This window comes from Enterobacter sp. ECC-249, from assembly GCF_043965265.1.
In the GTDB taxonomy this organism is placed as follows: Bacteria; Pseudomonadota; Gammaproteobacteria; order Enterobacterales; family Enterobacteriaceae; genus Enterobacter; species Enterobacter quasiroggenkampii.
On the sequence record NZ_CP143660.1, the window covers coordinates 2267690 to 2283835 of the forward strand.

Sequence of the window (16146 nt, forward strand, 5' to 3'; positions counted from 1 at the left end):
GATAGCTTTTAAAAAGGTCCGCTTGCCGGGCCTTTTTTATTAAGGCTAATCTTCTTGTCGGCTGCAAGACATGCTGCCAGACTAAACGCCCACGCATAAGGAGCCACCATGTTTTTAATCAATGGCCTTGAGCAGGAAACGCTGCCTGCCAGCGACAGGGCGATACAGTTCGGTGATGGTTGCTTTACGACGGCGCGCATTCTGAACGGCGATGTCTGCCTGCTGGAGGCGCACATTCGACGCCTGCAGCATGGCTGTGAAAAGCTAATGATCCCCTTTACGCACTGGGACACGTTGCGTCAGGAAATGTGCCAGTTGGCAACCGGGAAGGACAGCGGCGTACTCAAAGTCATCATTAGCCGCGGCAGTGGTGGCCGGGGGTACAGTGCCGCATCGTGTATCAACCCTACGCGTATTCTCTCCGTTTCTGCTTATCCCGCGCATTACTCTCGCTGGCGAGAAGGCGGCGTCACGCTGACGCTGAGCCCGGTACGACTGGGACGAAACCCAATGCTGGCCGGGCTTAAGCATCTCAATCGCCTGGAGCAGGTGCTCATTCGTACTCATCTTGAACAGACGGACGCCGATGAGGCGCTGGTTCTTGACAGCGAAGGGTTCATTACGGAATGCTGTGCGGCTAATTTACTCTGGCGGCAGGGGAGAGAGGTGTTCACTCCATCGCTTGAGCACGCTGGCGTAAATGGGTTAATGCGCCAGTTTTGTCTGGAGCAGCTGGCACGCTCTGGCTTTCGCGTTGTCGAAGTTAGCGCAGGAGAAACCGCGTTACAGACCGCAGATGAAGTCATCATCTGCAATGCGCTGATGCCTGTTGTACCCGTCCGTGCGTATGGCCAACAACGCTGGTCTTCGCGCGAGCTGTTTCAGTTTTTAGCCCCGATATGTGAGCAAACCAGATAGTCATGAAAAAAATGTTGCGCTTTGTCCTTATCCTCATCGTTGCGCTGGGCGTCGCTGGCGGAGCTGGCGTATGGAAAGTTCGCCAGCTGGCTGACAGCAAGATCCTGGTTAAAGACGAAACGATCTTTACCCTGAAAGCGGGAACCGGCCGCCAGGCGCTTGGGGAACAGCTCTATGGCGACAAGATTATCAATCGTCCACGGGTATTCCAGTGGTTATTGCGCGTGGAGCCTGAGCTGTCACATTTCAAAGCCGGTACCTATCGCTTTACGCCGGGAATGACCGTCAGAGAGATGCTACAGCTGCTGGAAAGCGGCAAAGAAGCCCAGTTCCCCCTGCGGTTTGTGGAAGGGATGCGCCTGAGCGATTACCTCAAACAGCTGCGCGATGCGCCCTATATCAAACATACCCTGAAGGATGACAGCTACCAGACGGTGGCCGACGTGCTCAAGTTTGAGCATCCCGAATGGGTGGAAGGCTGGTTCTGGCCAGATACCTGGATGTACACCGCCGGCACGACCGATGTGGCGATCCTGAAGCGGGCGCACAAAAAAATGGTCGCCGCCGTGGATGCCGCCTGGGAAGGGCGAATGGATGGTTTACCTTATAAAGATCAAAACCAGTTTGTCACCATGGCCTCGATTATCGAGAAAGAGACCGCCGTTGCCGCCGAGCGCGATCGGGTGGCGTCAGTATTTATCAACCGTTTGCGCATTGGCATGCGCCTGCAAACCGACCCTACCGTCATCTATGGCATGGGCGAGAGCTATACGGGCAAGATCTCCAGAAAAGATCTGGAGACGCCAACGGCGTATAATACCTACGTGATTAGCGGTTTACCGCCTGGTCCGATTGCCACGCCGAGCGAAGCGTCACTCAAAGCCGCCGCGCATCCAGCGAAAACACCGTATCTCTATTTTGTGGCTGATGGAAAAGGGGGACACACCTTTAACACCAACCTTGCCAGCCACAATCGCTCTGTTCAGGACTATCTGAAGGCACTTAAGGAAAAAAATGCGCAGTAAATACATTGTCATTGAGGGACTCGAAGGGGCGGGTAAAACTACGGCTCGCAACGTGGTGGTGGATACGCTCAAAGCGCTTGGCGTGGCGGACATGGTATTTACCCGCGAGCCGGGCGGCACGCAGCTGGCTGAAAAGCTGCGCAGTCTGGTGCTGGATATCAAATCCGTCGGCGACGAAGTTATCACTGACAAAGCCGAAGTGCTGATGTTCTACGCGGCACGCGTTCAGCTGGTTGAGACGGTGATCAAACCCGCCCTGGCCGACGGCAAGTGGGTGATCGGCGACCGTCACGATCTGTCGACTCAGGCGTATCAGGGCGGAGGACGCGGTATCGACCAGACCATGCTGGCCACGCTACGTAATGCCGTTTTGGGTGATTTTCGCCCCGACCTGACGCTCTATCTGGACGTGACTCCGGAAGTGGGCCTCAAGCGTGCCCGCGCTCGCGGCGAGCTGGACCGCATTGAACAAGAGTCGTTTGATTTCTTTAACCGTACCCGTGCGCGCTATCTTGAACTGGCCGCACAGGACAGCTCAATTTGTACCATCGATGCGACGCAATCCCTGGACGACGTCACGCGTGACATTCAGCAAACCGTGACGCAGTGGGTGCAGGAGCAGCAGGCATGAAATGGTATCCATGGTTGCGCCCACACTTTGAACAGCTGATCGGCAGCTATCAGGCGGGTCGGGGGCATCATGCGTTACTGATTCAGGCATTGCCGGGGATGGGTGATGATGCGTTGATTTATGCCATCACCCGTTTTCTGATGTGTCAGCAGCCGGAAGGGCATAAGAGCTGCGGCAAATGCCGCGGCTGTCAGCTGATGCAGGCGGGCACGCACCCTGACTACTACACCCTTGAACCTGAGAAGGGGAAAAGCGCGCTGGGTATCGATGCCGTGCGGGAAGTCAGTGAAAAATTGTATGAACACGCGCGGCTGGGCGGCGCTAAAGTGGTTTGGCTCAAAGAAGCCACGCAGCTTACCGAAGCGGCGGCTAACGCCCTGCTGAAAACCCTGGAAGAGCCGCCGGTTAAAACGTGGTTTTTCCTCTCGTGCCGCGACCCGGGACGCTTGCTGGCGACGCTGCGCAGCCGCTGCCGTCTTCATCACCTTGCGGTGCCTCAGGAGTCGTGGGCGCTGAGCTGGCTGGAGCGAGAGGTAACAACGTCACCTGAAAGCGCGCTGTCCGCCTTGCGCTTGAGCAGCGGCGCGCCCGCGGCGGCGCTGGCATTGCTGCAACCTGACGTCTGGTCAGAGCGAGAAGCGCTTTGCCGGGCCGTCGAAACGGCACTGAATAACCACGACTGGCTAAGCGTATTGCCTGCGCTTAACAGCGATCGGGCCGTTGAGCGTCTGCACTGGCTGGCCTCGTTGCTGCTGGATGCACTCAAAATTCAGCAAGGGGCAACGCTGCTGACCAACCCGGACGCGTGGCCACTGGTGAACACGCTGGCGAACCGCCTTTCAGGGAAGATTCTTCATGCGATGCTTCATGAAATTTGCCAGAGCCGAGAACAGCTTTTAACCGTGACGGGTCTTAATCGCGAGCTTTTACTGACCGACCAGTTACTGCGTATTGAACACTACCTGCAACCCGGCGTCACACCGCCGGTTTCCCATCTCTGAGAGAGACATTATGTTTTTAGTCGACTCACACTGCCATCTTGATGGCCTGGATTATCAATCCCTGCATAAAAACGTGGATGACGTGCTGGCAAAAGCCGCCGCCCGCGATGTGAAATTCTGCCTTGCGGTAGCGACGACGCTGCCGGGCTATCGCACGATGCGCGAGCTGGTGGGCGTCCGCGATAACGTGGTGTTCTCCTGCGGCGTACACCCCCTGAACCAGGATGAAGAATATGACGTTGACGATTTGCGTCGTCTGGCCGCAGAAGAGGGCGTGGTGGCAATGGGCGAGACCGGGCTGGACTATTTTTACACGCCGGAAACCAAACCGCGCCAGCAGGAGTCCTTCCGCAACCATATCCGCATTGGCCGGGAACTGAACAAGCCGGTTATCGTCCACACCCGCGATGCGCGTGCGGATACCCTGGCGATCCTCCGGGAAGAAAACGTGACGGATTGCGGTGGCGTACTACACTGTTTCACAGAAGACAGAGAAACGGCGGGTAAGCTGCTTGATTTGGGGTTTTATATCTCGTTTTCGGGGATCGTGACGTTCCGTAACGCTGAGCAGCTGCGTGATGCCGCCCGTTATGTTCCGCTCGATCGCATTCTGGTGGAGACAGATTCTCCGTATCTCGCACCAGTGCCGCATCGCGGTAAAGAGAACCAGCCTGCTATGACGAGAGATGTGGCTGAGTACATGGCCGTTCTGAAGGGCGTCAGCATCGATGAGCTGGCCCGCGTGACAACGGAAAACTTCTCCACGCTGTTCCATATCGACCCCGCCCGCCTGCAATCTGTCTGATACACCTGTTTTTTTTAGGCTCGTAATTAATAAGTAAAGCGAGTAAAGTTCACCGCCTCATTTGGGGCGGTGAGGGTGTTTTTAGACACATCCGGACATGCTTTTTGTAAATAACTGAAAGTTTTTCGACCGCCTTAAGCTGAAACGTGATAGCCGTCAAACAAACTCAGAGGGAATTATTTTACTCTGTGTAATAAATAAAGGGCGCTTAGATGTCCTGTCCACGGCACGGTACTCCCCCCGGGCCAATGCGTGAAAGCGTAAAAAAAGCACAAATACTCAGGAGCACTCTCAATTATGTTTAAGAATGCATTTGCTAACCTGCAAAAGGTCGGTAAATCGCTGATGCTGCCAGTATCCGTACTGCCTATCGCAGGTATCCTGCTGGGTGTCGGTTCTGCTAACTTCAGCTGGCTGCCAGCCGTAGTCTCACACGTGATGGCCGAAGCAGGCGGTTCTGTCTTTGCTAACATGCCACTGATCTTCGCGATCGGTGTGGCTCTGGGCTTCACCAATAACGACGGCGTTTCTGCGCTGGCTGCAGTGGTTGCCTACGGCATCATGGTGAAAACCATGGCTGTGGTTGCGCCGCTGGTTCTGCATTTACCGGCAGAAGAGATCGCTGCGAAACACCTGGCAGACACCGGTGTTCTGGGCGGTATCATCTCCGGTGCGATTGCAGCGTATATGTTTAACCGCTTCTATCGCATCAAGCTGCCTGAGTACCTGGGCTTCTTCGCGGGCAAGCGTTTCGTTCCGATCATCTCTGGTCTGGCAGCGATTTTCACTGGCGTGATCCTGTCCTTCATCTGGCCACCAATCGGCTCCGCTATCCAGACCTTCTCTCAGTGGGCTGCTTACCAGAACCCGGTTGTGGCGTTTGGTATCTACGGCTTCATCGAGCGTTGCCTGGTGCCATTTGGTCTGCATCACATCTGGAACGTTCCATTCCAGATGCAGATTGGTGAATTCACCAACGCAGCAGGTCAGGTATTCCACGGCGATATCCCACGTTACATGGCGGGCGACCCAACTGCAGGTAAACTGTCTGGTGGCTTCCTGTTCAAAATGTACGGTCTGCCAGCAGCGGCGATTGCTATCTGGCACTCTGCTAAGCCAGAGAACCGTGCAAAAGTGGGCGGTATCATGATCTCCGCAGCGCTGACCTCGTTCCTGACCGGTATCACCGAGCCGATCGAGTTCTCCTTCATGTTCGTTGCGCCGATCCTGTACGTTATCCATGCGATTCTGGCGGGCCTGGCGTTCCCAATCTGTATCCTGCTGGGTATGCGTGACGGTACATCCTTCTCTCACGGCCTGATCGACTTCATCGTTCTGTCCGGTAACAGCAGCAAACTGTGGCTGTTCCCAATCGTGGGCGCGTGCTATGCCGTTGTTTACTACACCATCTTCCGCGTGCTGATTAAAGCACTGGACCTGAAAACTCCGGGTCGTGAAGATGCGACAGAAGACAGCAAAGCTGGTGCGACCAGCGAAATGGCTCCGGCACTGGTTGCAGCGTTCGGCGGTAAAGAGAACATCACTAACCTGGACGCGTGCATCACTCGTCTGCGTGTGAGCGTTGCCGACGTAGCGAAAGTAGACCAGCCGGGTCTGAAAAAACTGGGCGCAGCGGGCGTAGTTGTTGCAGGTTCTGGTGTACAGGCAATCTTCGGTACCAAATCCGATAACCTGAAAACCGAAATGGATGAGTACATCCGCAGCAACTAAGTTGTGACCTGGGGAGACTAAGGCAGCCGAATGGCTGCCTTTTTTATTCCTGCGGTTTGTGGTGCCGGGTGGCGGCTGCGCCTTACCCGGCCTACGTGATGGGTAGGCCCGGTAAGCGTAGCGCCACCGGGCTTCTGCCACTCAGAAGTCGTAGCTCGCGCTCACCGAGACGTTCAGCGGCGCGCCATAAACCACATAAGAGCCGACGTAATCGTAATACTCTTTGTCGAACAGGTTGTTGACGTTCGCCTGAACAGCAAAATCTTTGGTGACCTGATAACGGCTAAACAGGTTAACCAGCCCGTAGCTGCCTTGCTCCGCGCGGGAACGTCCTGCCGGGCCGCCCTCCACGTCCGTCCACACTTTGTTCTGCCAGTTTACGCCACCGCCCACGGTCAGTTCCGGCAGCTTTGGCAGTTGATAACGGGTGAACAGCTTCATGGTTGTGCGCGGCTGATCGGAGCTGACGGCGTTGCCATTCTTATCCTCAGCAATGTAGCGGGTCGCGCCAAAGGTCAGCTGCCAGTTATCGGTCAACGCGCCGTTCAGCTCGAACTCAATCCCTTTGCTCACTACGCCGTCCAGCGATTGATAAATCGACTCACCGCTCGGCATGTAGGTATACGTATTGCTTGCAACGTTATCCTGCTCAATGCGGAAAATCGCCAGCGAGGTGGTAAGACGGGTATTGAACCAGTCTGCTTTTACACCGGCTTCGTAGCTTTTGCCCGTAGTGGGGTCGAGATAGCGTCCGCTGGCGTCCCGCTTATCCTGGGGCTGGAAAATGGAGGTATAGCTGACGTAGGTCGACCAGTCTTCATTAATGTCGTAGACCAGGCCCGCGTAAGGCGTTACGTCATCTTTGGTACTTTCCAGACGGGTGTCCGGGGAGCCCGCAGGGTTATAGCGAATGTTATAGTTGGTATAACGCGCGCCAAGGATCAGATGCAGCGGATCGGCCAGCGAGAAGCGGGCGGAGGTATACGCTGAGGACTGGCGAATGTCGTCCTGGCTGTAGAGTTTCCAAGGCGTCCACTGCGGATCGGCAATGTTCCCGTTCCAGTTCTGAAAGTTACCCACATCAACCATGCCGTAAACCGCGTCAGGCATTGAGTTGTCGTAATGGTTACGCTGACGACTAAAGCTGCCGCCGAACATCATTTCGTGCTGACGGCCGAAGAGATCGAAATCGCCGCGCAGGAAAGCGTCCACGGCATCCTGTTTCCGTTCGCCACGGTTCCAGCCGCCGTAGCCTACCATGCCCGCGCCGGTCTCTTTATCCGGATAGCCGGACATATACATCAGCTTAGAGTCGAAGTTGGTTTCGGCATGCATGCCGTTAATGTGCGCTTCCCAGCCATTATCGAAACGCTGAGTCAGGTTAGCGAAGATGCGGGTGCTGTCTTTATCAGAATATGCCCAGTCAGGCGCCACGGTCTGGCTGCGATCGTAATGGGTTTTACTCCCGTCGCTGTACCAGGTCGGCAGTCCGCCCCAGGTTGGGTCAGCGGTATGGCTTTCCTGATATTGGTATCCCACAGAGAGGGTGGTGCTGTCGGTGACGTCCGCGTCCATCACGCCGTAGAGGAATTTTTTCCGGTAGTGGTAGTTATCCACGAAGCTGTCGTTATCCTGATAACCCGTAATCAGGCGGCCCCGTACCTTGCCTGACTCCACCAGCGGCGCCTGCAAATCCAGCACGTAGCGCTGCTTGTCCCAGCTGCCGTAGCTGGCGGAGGCGTTACCTTTAAATTCCGTGCTGTCCGCATGCTTACGCACCATGTTGACGTACGCCGCCGGGTTGCCCGTACCGGACATCAGGCCGGTTGCGCCGCGTACTACTTCGATACGATCGTAAATCGCCGTATCGGCGGCAGTATCACCAAAGTTCCACACTTCGCTGATGGAGGTTGGCAGGTCGTCATAGGCGTAATTACTGACGAAAAATCCGCGCGAGTAAAACACGGTACGGTCGCTGTCTTGCACCTGCGCCGTTACGCCCGTGGTGTTGGTTAACACCTGACCGATGGACTGCAGGTTCTGATCGGCCATGCGCTGCTGGCTAATCACGCTGACGGACTGCGGGATATCGCGGGGAACCAGCAACAGCTTCGTGCCGGTGGTGGTAGTTTTGACGCTGTAATCCCGCTCCTGACTTGCGGAAGGATCCTGCGTTTGGTCAAAACCGCCGTCAACAACAACGGTATCTTCGGCTGTTGATGCAGCGAAAGCGGCGGCTGGCGTCAGTGCCATAGCAATGCAGACTGCCAGCAACGAAGGCGTTGCGACAGGCTGACGTTGCCCATCCCTGGTGTGATGAATGAAAGACATGATTAAACCCTTATGAACGATGAAGAGGGTATGCGTCAGTCCCGCGGACACGGGCTGGCGTCGTTTTCTATGTTAAAAATGCGCATGAAAATGCAAATGCGAAATATACGCATTGCTATTAATGCTGTAAACAGATGTGTCGACCGGAACTGAAATAATGTTTCAGCCCGTTAAGGCCCGCGAGCGGTCACTCTTCACTCAGGTGATGAACATTCAGCAAAGAAATCGAGGGAGGAGGTTGAAAGGACAGGAGAAACTCGCTCATACTCTTGAATTGTGTCACACGCCGATCCCGGGAGTGTGTTTACAGCGGACGCATTGCGCCAGATTAAACAAAAAAGGAAAAGGTCATGGCTGAAGAAACGATTTTCAGTAAAATTATTCGCCGCGAAATTCCGTCGGATATCGTCTATCAGGATGAACTGGTAACGGCTTTTCGGGACATTTCCCCTCAGGCTCCGACGCACGTCCTTATCATTCCCAATATTCTGATTCCGACCGTAAACGACGTAAAAACCGAGCATGAAGTGGCGTTAGGTCGTATGCTGACGGTGGCCGCGAAAATCGCTGAACAGGAAGGAATTGCAGAAGACGGTTACCGTCTGATCATGAACTGCAACCGTCACGGTGGCCAGGAAGTTTATCATATTCACATGCATCTGCTGGGTGGACGTCCTCTGGGGCCGATGCTGGCACATAAAGGTCTTTGACATGCTTAAAGGGCGTATTGCAGCGCTGGTAATGGCGATGATGATTGTGGGGTGCAGCTCGCGCCCGGCGATCCCCGTGAATGATGAACAGACGCTGGTGATGGAATCCTCCGTGCTTGCCGCGGGCATCACGGCGCAACAACCCACGCTGACCATCAGTGAAATCAACTCATCCGCCTCCTCTACGCTCTTTAATGAAAGACACGAACCCGTGACGGTCCACTACCGTTTTTTCTGGTATGACGTAAGAGGTCTTGAAATGCATCCGCTGGAGGCGCCGCGCAGCGTCACCATTCCGGCCAGGTCGTCGGTAACGCTCTATGGCAGCGCCAACTATCTGGGTGCGCATAAGGTGAGACTTTATCTTTATCTCTGAGGGGGGAACCTTGATTAAAAATTTGAGCCGCTATGCGCTCGTGACAGCTTTCGCTCTGTTTCTGGCAGGGTGTGTGACGCGAACTGAACAGCCTGCGCCTGTGGAAGAGGCTAAACCGGGTACTGAACAGCCGACACCGCCAACGCAGCAGCAGCCAACCGTGCCGTCTGTACCGTCTATTCCGGCACAGCCAGGCCCGATTGAGCATCCGGACCAGACGTCACAGCCCACGCCGCGCGTGCGCCATTACGACTGGAACGGGGCAATGCAGCCGATGGTAGGCAAAATGCTGCAGGCGCAGGGCGTGACGGCGGGCAGCGTGTTGCTGGTCGACAGCGTCAACAACCGTACCAACGGTTCGCTGAACGCGGGTGAGGCGACGGAAACCCTGCGCAATGCTCTGGCTAACAACGGTAAGTTTACGCTGGTCTCGGCTCAGCAGCTCGCGGTAGCCAAACAGCAGCTGGGCCTGTCGCCGCAGGATAGCCTCGGCACACGCAGCAAGGCGATCGGCATCGCCCGTAACGTTGGCGCACAGTATGTGCTGTACTCTAACGCCACAGGTAACGTGAATACACCGGCCCTGCAGATGCAGCTGATGCTGGTTCAGACTGGCGAAATTATCTGGTCAGGTAAAGGTGCGGTTACGCAACAATGACAGCACGCGTGAAGAGATTCTGACGCGCTATTTTCCTCAGTATCGCCTTATCGCGCCGCAGGCCCACTCCGGGCTTGGCGGCGCGAGTTGCATTATAGCGCAGGGCGAACGACGTCTGGTCTTGCGGCAAAATCACGACCCCTTTGCGCCTGCCTCCCATTTCCGTCGTCAGTTTCGTGCCCTGAGGCGTCTTCCGTCAGATCTCGTGCCTGCGCCCCGTTTTTTCAAAGAGGGCTGGATGGCCGTCGACTATCTGGACGGTGACGTTAAAAGCGCGCTGCCGGACACGCCGGCGCTCGCGGCGATGCTGTATCATCTGCACCGGCAGCCACGTCTGGGGTGGCGAATTACGTTATTCCCGCTGCTTGAACATTACTGGCAGCAAGCCCTGCCGGACAGGCGTACCCCAGTATGGCTGGCGCATCTCAGGCGGCTGCGTAAAACGGGCGAGCCCCAGCCGATTCGGCTCTCGCCGCTGCACATGGATGTTCATGCCGGAAATATTGTGCATACGCCAGCGGGCATCAGGCTTATCGACTGGGAATATGCCGGAGATGGCGACGTGGCGCTGGAACTGGCGGCAGTCTGGACGGAGAGTGAAGCCGCGCGGCAGACGCTTATCAGGGACTACGCCGAGACAGCACACATTGACGTCGACACGCTGAGGCGGCAGGTCAAACGCTGGCGACCGTGGGTCGTCATGTTAATGGCTGGCTGGTTTGAAATGCGCTATCGGCAGTCCAGAGACAAACACTTTATTGCGCTGGCAGACGATGCCTGGCGTCAGTTACAAACGAAAGGATAAGAGAGGTGGATGTGGGTCCAGTCATGTTGAATGTAGAAGGGTTTGAGCTGGATGCGGAGGAGCGTGAAATTCTGGCGCATCCGCTGGTGGGTGGCCTGATCCTGTTTACCCGCAACTATCACGATCCGGCGCAGCTGCGCGAGCTGGTGCGTCAGATCCGCGCCGCGTCGCGCAATCATCTGGTGGTCGCCGTCGATCAGGAAGGCGGCCGCGTGCAGCGTTTTCGCGAAGGGTTTACCCGCCTGCCGGCGGCCCAGTCTTTTGCCGCGCTGCTCGGCACGGAGGAGGGTGGGAAACTGGCGCAGGAGGCCGGCTGGCTGATGGCCAGCGAAATGATTGCCATGGATATCGACATCAGTTTTGCCCCGGTTCTGGACGTGGGGCATATCAGCGCCGCCATTGGCGAGCGCTCCTACCATGACGATCCGCGTATTGCGCTGGCAATGGCGACCCGGTTCATCGACGGCATGCACGATGCCGGGATGAAAACCACCGGGAAACACTTCCCGGGCCACGGGGCGGTGACGGCGGACTCACATAAAGAGACTCCGCGCGATCCGCGCCCGGAAGCGGAAATTCGCGCCAAAGATATGTCGGTGTTCAAGTCGCTTATCACCGACAACAAGCTCGATGCCATCATGCCTGCGCACGTGATTTATAGCGACGTTGACCCGCGCCCTGCCAGCGGCTCTCCGCACTGGCTGAAAACCGTTCTGCGTCAGGAACTGGGCTTCAATGGCGTGATCTTCTCTGACGATTTATCCATGGAAGGGGCGGCGATTATGGGCAGCTATGCTGAACGCGGTCAGGCGTCGCTGGATGCAGGTTGCGATATGATCCTGGTCTGCAATAATCGTAAAGGTGCCGTCAGCGTGCTGGATAACCTGTCGCCGATCAAAGCAGAGCGTGTTACACAATTGTATCATAAAGGTTCATTTAGCCGTCAGGAGCTGATGGATTCGGCGCGCTGGAAGACGGTCAACGCCCGGCTTGAAGACCTGAATGAGCGCTGGCAGGCACATAAAGCCAGCCTGTAAACCCTCCCGGAAGGCGTAGCGTGGTGATAAGACGATGATCATCTATTTACACGGTTTTGACTCAAACAGTCCTGGTAATCATGAGAAGGTGCTGCAGCTGCAGTTTATCGATCCGGATGTACGGTTGATCAGCTACAGCACGCGCCATCCGAAGCATGATATGCAGCATCTGCTCAAAGAGGTGGACAAGATGTTGCAGCTCAACGTCGACGATCGCCCGCTGATTTGCGGCGTGGGGCTGGGCGGCTACTGGGCAGAGCGGATTGGCTTCCTGTGCGACATTCGCCAGGTGGTGTTCAATCCTAACCTGTTCCCGAACGAGAACATGGAAGGCAAAATTGACCGCCCGGAAGAGTATGTCGATATTGCGACCAAGTGCGTCAGCAATTTTCGTGAGAAAAACCGTGACCGCTGTCTGGTGATCCTTTCCCGTAATGATGAAGCGCTCAACAGCCACCGGGCTGCAGAACTGCTCCATCATTACTATGAGATCGTCTGGGACGAAGAACAGACCCATAAGTTCAAAAACATCTCCCCGCACCTGCAGCGAATCAAAGCGTTTAAAACGCTGGGTTAATCCCTTATCAGCAGGCGTCAAAGCCCGGTCGCGAAAGCGTACCGGGCTTTCTTTTTGACCAGAATTGTCTACTTTTAAGCCATCAAAACTTGATGCATATCAATTTTGGTATGACCAATGCGCCTGACGTGTTATTCTCAATGCACTTGAATGGTTTCAGTGCTGTAACCTGTTGTTAATTAAGGGTTATTTTTATAACTTTTAATTAACAATTGGTTAATAATTTGAGGGGGTCACGTTGACTACGCCATTGAAAAAGATAGTGATTGTAGGCGGTGGTGCTGGCGGGCTGGAGCTGGCTACACAGCTGGGCAAGAAGCTGGGTCGCGGTAAAAAAGCCAAAATTACGCTGGTGGATCGTAACCACAGCCACCTGTGGAAACCGCTGCTGCACGAAGTGGCGACCGGTTCTCTGGATGAGGGCGTGGACGCGCTCAGCTATCTGGCGCACGCGCGCAACCATCATTTCCAGTTCCAGCTGGGCTCGGTGGTGGACATCAACCGTGAAAGCAAAACCATCACTCTGGCAGAACTGCGTGATGAAAAAGGGGAGCTGCTGGTTCCTGAGCGCAAACTGCCGTATGACACGCTGGTCATGGCGCTCGGCAGTACCTCCAACGACTTCAACACGCCGGGCGTGAAAGAGCACTGTATCTTCCTCGATAACCCGCACCAGGCGCGTCGTTTCCATCAGGAAATGCTGAACCTGTTCCTGAAGTACACCAGCAATATGGGTGCGAACGGTAAGGTGAATATCGCCATTGTCGGCGGCGGCGCGACGGGCGTTGAGCTCTCTGCGGAGCTGCACAATGCGGTGAAACAGCTGCACAGCTACGGTTACAAAGGGTTAACGAACGAAGCGCTGAACGTCACGCTGGTCGAAGCCGGTGAACGCATTCTGCCTGCGCTGCCTCCGCGTATTTCCGGTGCGGCGCACAATGAGCTCACCAAGCTGGGCGTGCGGGTGCTGACGCAGACCATGGTGACCAGCGCCGACGAAGGCGGTCTGCACACCAAAGACGGCGAATATATCAAAGCGGATCTGATGGTCTGGGCGGCAGGTATCAAAGCGCCAGACTTTATGAAAGAGATCGGCGGCCTGGAAACCAACCGCATTAACCAGCTGGTAACCGAGCCAACGCTGCAAACCACGCGTGACCCTGAAATCTTTGCTATCGGTGACTGTGCCTCCTGCGCGCGTCCTGAAGGCGGATTCGTGCCGCCGCGCGCGCAGGCCGCACACCAGATGGCAAGCCTGGTCCTGCACAACATTCTGGCGCAGTACAAAGGCAAGCCAATGAAGGCCTATGTCTATAAAGACCACGGTTCACTGGTGTCGCTGTCAAACTTCTCAACCGTCGGCAGCCTGATGGGCAACCTGATGCGCGGCTCGATGATGGTAGAAGGGCGCATTGCCCGCTTCGTGTATATCTCCCTGTACCGTATGCACCAGATTGCGCTGCACGGCTACTTCAAAACCGGGCTGATGATGCTGGTGGGCAGAATCAACCGCGTGATCCGTCCGCGTCTGAAGCTGCACTAATCTTTCACTCCCTCCGGGCTCTCCGGAGGGAGTTTTTAGCATTTCATGCTGTAGATCACAGATTGAGTGCTTAAGAGTTCTCCTAAATACAATATATCTCCTCTGAACGTCCCTTTTTTGATCCTTTATCTGATTGGCGAAGCCGTGCCTCCATTGCAAAATTGTTACCAATAGCAACAAAGGAGGAAGTCCCGTGAATAAATCAATGTTGGCGGGTATAGGGATTGGCGTCGCGGCTGCGTTAGGTGTGGCTGCCGTTGCCAGTCTCAACGTATTAGATCGCGGCCCGCAGTATGCGCAGGTAGTTTCTGCTACACCGATCAAAGAAACGGTAAAAACACCTCGTCAGGAGTGCCGTAACGTCTCAGTCACGCATCGTCGTCCGGTGCAGGATGAAAACCGTATCGCCGGATCTGTTCTTGGTGCGGTAGCGGGTGGCGTGATTGGTCACCAGTTCGGCGGCGGCCGGGGTAAAGATGTGGCGACCGTGGTCGGCGCGCTGGGTGGCGGCTATGCCGGTAACCAGGTGCAGGGCGCGATGCAGGATAATGATACCTACACCACGACTCAGCAACGCTGCAAAACCGTCTATGACAAGTCGGAAAAAATGCTGGGCTATGACGTGACGTACAAAATTGGCGATCAGCAGGGCAAAATCCGCATGGATAAAGACCCGGGCACGCAAATTCCACTGGATGGAAATGGCCAGCTGGTTCTGAATAACAAAGTGTAAAAAAGATGTTCTTTGAATTTAGCTCCTCATGCGCTCAGGCTGAGGAGCTTTTTTTTGCTTCAGATTTTCAGTAGCTCAGGCCACAGCCGCAGCGTGGTTTCGCTAATGTTCTGCAGTTTTTCCAGCGTGGCCCCTTCACGGGCGCTGATCGACATCCCCTGCAAAATACAGCTCAGGTATTGCGCCAGCACCTGAGGGTTGCAGTGGGCAGGGATTTCACCGCGCTGCTGGCGCTGTGCCAGAAATGCGCTGAGCGTCTCTTCCTGCATCGCATGCCGCGATTTCACCGTATTGGCAATCTCTTTGGAAGACGCCGCAAGGGTGGCAGAGGTGTTAATCATAAAGCAGCCCGCAGGCGTATCTTTACTGGTGAAGCAGGTCGCGACGGCGGTGAAATAGTCGCGAAGCGCCTGTTCGACGCTTTTCTCTTCACAGAACAGCTGGGCTTCGTGTTTCGCCGCAAAGCGTGAAATGTATCTGTCCAGCACCGCCCTGAACAGCCCCTCTTTATTCGTAAATTCGGCATACAGCGTCGGCGCTTTGGCTCCGGTGGCTTCTACCAGATCGGAAAGCGAGGTTGCTTCATACCCATGTTGCCAGAAGAGAGTCATGGCCTTATCAAGCGCTGCATCCCTGTCAAACACTTTTGGTCGGCCACGGCTTTTCTTCGCACAACTCGTGACATCGGTTGTCATTTGCCGTTGGTCCTCTGTTGGTTTGGTGAACGACCATTATAAAAATAAACGCAACCCACCACCAGTGCAGAATGCTTAAAAATAAATTAATCATATATGTATGAAAAATAACAACTTTAAAATTTAGTTAACGCTCGTTATAAAATTATGTTGACGCGTGACCTGGATCACACTTATTATTTACCTATCGATCGTTAACTAAATGATTAACGACCTTCAAATTCATCTGCTAAAGGTAAACATCATGAAAAACGTAAAAACCCTCATCGCTGCCACTGTTCTGAGTTCACTCTCTTTCGCAAGCTTTGCTGCTGTACAGGTGCAATCCACCCCTGCTGACCAGCACAAAGTCGGGACAATCTCCGCGTCTGCCGGTACTAACCTGGGTTCCCTGGAAGATCAGCTGGCGCAAAAAGCGCAAGAGATGGGTGCAAAATCTTACCGCATCACCTCTGTGACCGGTCCTAACACCCTGCACGGCACGGCTGTCATCTACAAATAAGCCGGGCATAAACCCTCATTTATGCCACTGCAATAAAAAACGCCCTGCTGAGCAGGGCGTTTTTTTCT

General features: G+C 55.2%; 17 protein-coding genes. 15 read left to right on the top strand and 2 right to left on the bottom strand.

Translation table 11 applies throughout. From position 1 onward, the window contains the following. Positions 1-108 precede the first annotated feature (108 nt). The 6 genes from pabC (at position 109) to ptsG (ending at position 6111) form a co-directional block, all read left to right on the top strand. Positions 109-918, top strand: a complete 810-nt coding sequence (gene pabC / locus V1587_RS10840; RefSeq protein ID WP_371897750.1) for an aminodeoxychorismate lyase — start codon at positions 109-111, stop codon at positions 916-918. A 2-nt stretch (positions 919-920) separates the two neighbouring features. Further along, on the top strand, positions 921-1943 hold the full coding sequence (gene yceG / locus V1587_RS10845) for a cell division protein YceG (protein ID WP_371897749.1): 1023 nt from the start codon (positions 921-923) through the stop codon (positions 1941-1943). Continuing rightward, positions 1933-2574 (top strand): dTMP kinase, encoded by a 642-nt coding sequence (tmk, locus tag V1587_RS10850; protein ID WP_134349841.1) that lies wholly within the window; start codon positions 1933-1935, stop codon positions 2572-2574. The genes yceG and tmk overlap by 11 nt, the downstream gene beginning before the upstream one ends. Beyond that, a complete protein-coding gene (gene holB / locus V1587_RS10855) occupies positions 2571-3575 on the top strand; it encodes a DNA polymerase III subunit delta' (RefSeq protein WP_371897748.1) in 1005 nt (334 codons plus the stop codon). Before tmk ends, holB begins: the two co-directional genes overlap by 4 nt. Positions 3576-3585: 10 nt before the next feature. After that, positions 3586-4380, top strand: a complete 795-nt coding sequence (locus V1587_RS10860; protein ID WP_371897747.1) for a metal-dependent hydrolase — start codon at positions 3586-3588, stop codon at positions 4378-4380. 297 nt (positions 4381-4677) lie between these two features. Further along, on the top strand, positions 4678-6111 hold the full coding sequence (ptsG, locus tag V1587_RS10865; RefSeq protein WP_023311158.1) for a PTS glucose transporter subunit IIBC: 1434 nt from the start codon (positions 4678-4680) through the stop codon (positions 6109-6111). Between the two features lie 141 nt (positions 6112-6252). On the opposite strand, the gene fhuE is transcribed toward ptsG, so the two are convergent. Beyond that, positions 6253-8442 carry a ferric-rhodotorulic acid/ferric-coprogen receptor FhuE gene (fhuE, locus tag V1587_RS10870; protein ID WP_395314584.1) on the bottom strand — a complete coding sequence of 730 codons (2190 nt, stop codon included), beginning with the start codon at positions 8440-8442 and terminating at the stop codon, positions 6253-6255. Between the two features lie 350 nt (positions 8443-8792). Here fhuE and hinT point away from each other — a divergent pair, with 350 nt between their 5' ends. From hinT to V1587_RS10910, 8 genes are all read left to right on the top strand, one after another. Beyond that, positions 8793-9152, top strand: a complete 360-nt coding sequence (gene hinT, locus V1587_RS10875; RefSeq protein ID WP_008500786.1) for a purine nucleoside phosphoramidase — start codon at positions 8793-8795, stop codon at positions 9150-9152. A gap of 1 nt (position 9153) precedes the next feature. Beyond that, positions 9154-9528 (top strand): YcfL family protein, encoded by a 375-nt coding sequence (locus V1587_RS10880; RefSeq protein WP_371897745.1) that lies wholly within the window; start codon positions 9154-9156, stop codon positions 9526-9528. Between the two features lie 10 nt (positions 9529-9538). Continuing rightward, complete coding sequence (lpoB, locus tag V1587_RS10885; protein WP_023311160.1) at positions 9539-10186, top strand: penicillin-binding protein activator LpoB; 648 nt, start codon at positions 9539-9541, stop codon at positions 10184-10186. Continuing rightward, complete coding sequence (thiK, locus tag V1587_RS10890; protein WP_371897744.1) at positions 10167-10991, top strand: thiamine kinase; 825 nt, start codon at positions 10167-10169, stop codon at positions 10989-10991. The genes lpoB and thiK overlap by 20 nt, the downstream gene beginning before the upstream one ends. An 11-nt stretch (positions 10992-11002) precedes the next feature. Then, complete coding sequence (gene nagZ, locus V1587_RS10895; protein WP_395314588.1) at positions 11003-12028, top strand: beta-N-acetylhexosaminidase; 1026 nt, start codon at positions 11003-11005, stop codon at positions 12026-12028. A gap of 34 nt (positions 12029-12062) precedes the next feature. Beyond that, complete coding sequence (gene ycfP, locus V1587_RS10900) at positions 12063-12605, top strand: alpha/beta hydrolase YcfP (RefSeq protein ID WP_008500781.1); 543 nt, start codon at positions 12063-12065, stop codon at positions 12603-12605. A gap of 238 nt (positions 12606-12843) precedes the next feature. Beyond that, a complete protein-coding gene (locus V1587_RS10905; RefSeq protein WP_024909038.1) occupies positions 12844-14148 on the top strand; it encodes an NAD(P)/FAD-dependent oxidoreductase in 1305 nt (434 codons plus the stop codon). A 193-nt stretch (positions 14149-14341) separates the two neighbouring features. Then, positions 14342-14881 (top strand): glycine zipper 2TM domain-containing protein, encoded by a 540-nt coding sequence (locus V1587_RS10910; protein WP_008500779.1) that lies wholly within the window; start codon positions 14342-14344, stop codon positions 14879-14881. 59 nt (positions 14882-14940) lie between these two features. Here the strand turns inward: V1587_RS10910 and comR are convergent, their stop codons facing one another. Beyond that, positions 14941-15576 carry a TetR family copper-responsive transcriptional repressor ComR gene (comR, locus tag V1587_RS10915; protein ID WP_371897743.1) on the bottom strand — a complete coding sequence of 212 codons (636 nt, stop codon included), beginning with the start codon at positions 15574-15576 and terminating at the stop codon, positions 14941-14943. Between the two features lie 244 nt (positions 15577-15820). On the opposite strand from comR, the gene bhsA reads away from it, so the two are divergent. Then, positions 15821-16078: a multiple stress resistance protein BhsA gene (gene bhsA / locus V1587_RS10920; RefSeq protein ID WP_045406614.1), complete on the top strand. Its 258-nt coding sequence runs from the start codon at positions 15821-15823 to the stop codon at positions 16076-16078. The last annotated feature ends 68 nt before the right edge of the window (positions 16079-16146 follow it).

Bases quoted from the DNA above. Each gene is read 5' to 3' on its own strand.
- pabC (WP_371897750.1), top strand. From the start codon at position 109: ATGTTTTTAATCAATGGCCTTGAGCAGGAAACGCTGCCTGCCAGCGAC.
- yceG (WP_371897749.1), top strand. From the start codon at position 921: ATGAAAAAAATGTTGCGCTTTGTCCTTATCCTCATCGTTGCGCTGGGC.
- tmk (WP_134349841.1), top strand. From the start codon at position 1,933: ATGCGCAGTAAATACATTGTCATTGAGGGACTCGAAGGGGCGGGTAAA.
- holB (WP_371897748.1), top strand. From the start codon at position 2,571: ATGAAATGGTATCCATGGTTGCGCCCACACTTTGAACAGCTGATCGGC.
- V1587_RS10860 (WP_371897747.1), top strand. From the start codon at position 3,586: ATGTTTTTAGTCGACTCACACTGCCATCTTGATGGCCTGGATTATCAA.
- ptsG (WP_023311158.1), top strand. From the start codon at position 4,678: ATGTTTAAGAATGCATTTGCTAACCTGCAAAAGGTCGGTAAATCGCTG.
- fhuE (WP_395314584.1), bottom strand. From the start codon at position 8,442: ATGTCTTTCATTCATCACACCAGGGATGGGCAACGTCAGCCTGTCGCA.
- hinT (WP_008500786.1), top strand. From the start codon at position 8,793: ATGGCTGAAGAAACGATTTTCAGTAAAATTATTCGCCGCGAAATTCCG.
- V1587_RS10880 (WP_371897745.1), top strand. From the start codon at position 9,154: ATGCTTAAAGGGCGTATTGCAGCGCTGGTAATGGCGATGATGATTGTG.
- ycfP (WP_008500781.1), top strand. From the start codon at position 12,063: ATGATCATCTATTTACACGGTTTTGACTCAAACAGTCCTGGTAATCAT.
- comR (WP_371897743.1), bottom strand. From the start codon at position 15,576: ATGACAACCGATGTCACGAGTTGTGCGAAGAAAAGCCGTGGCCGACCA.
- bhsA (WP_045406614.1), top strand. From the start codon at position 15,821: ATGAAAAACGTAAAAACCCTCATCGCTGCCACTGTTCTGAGTTCACTC.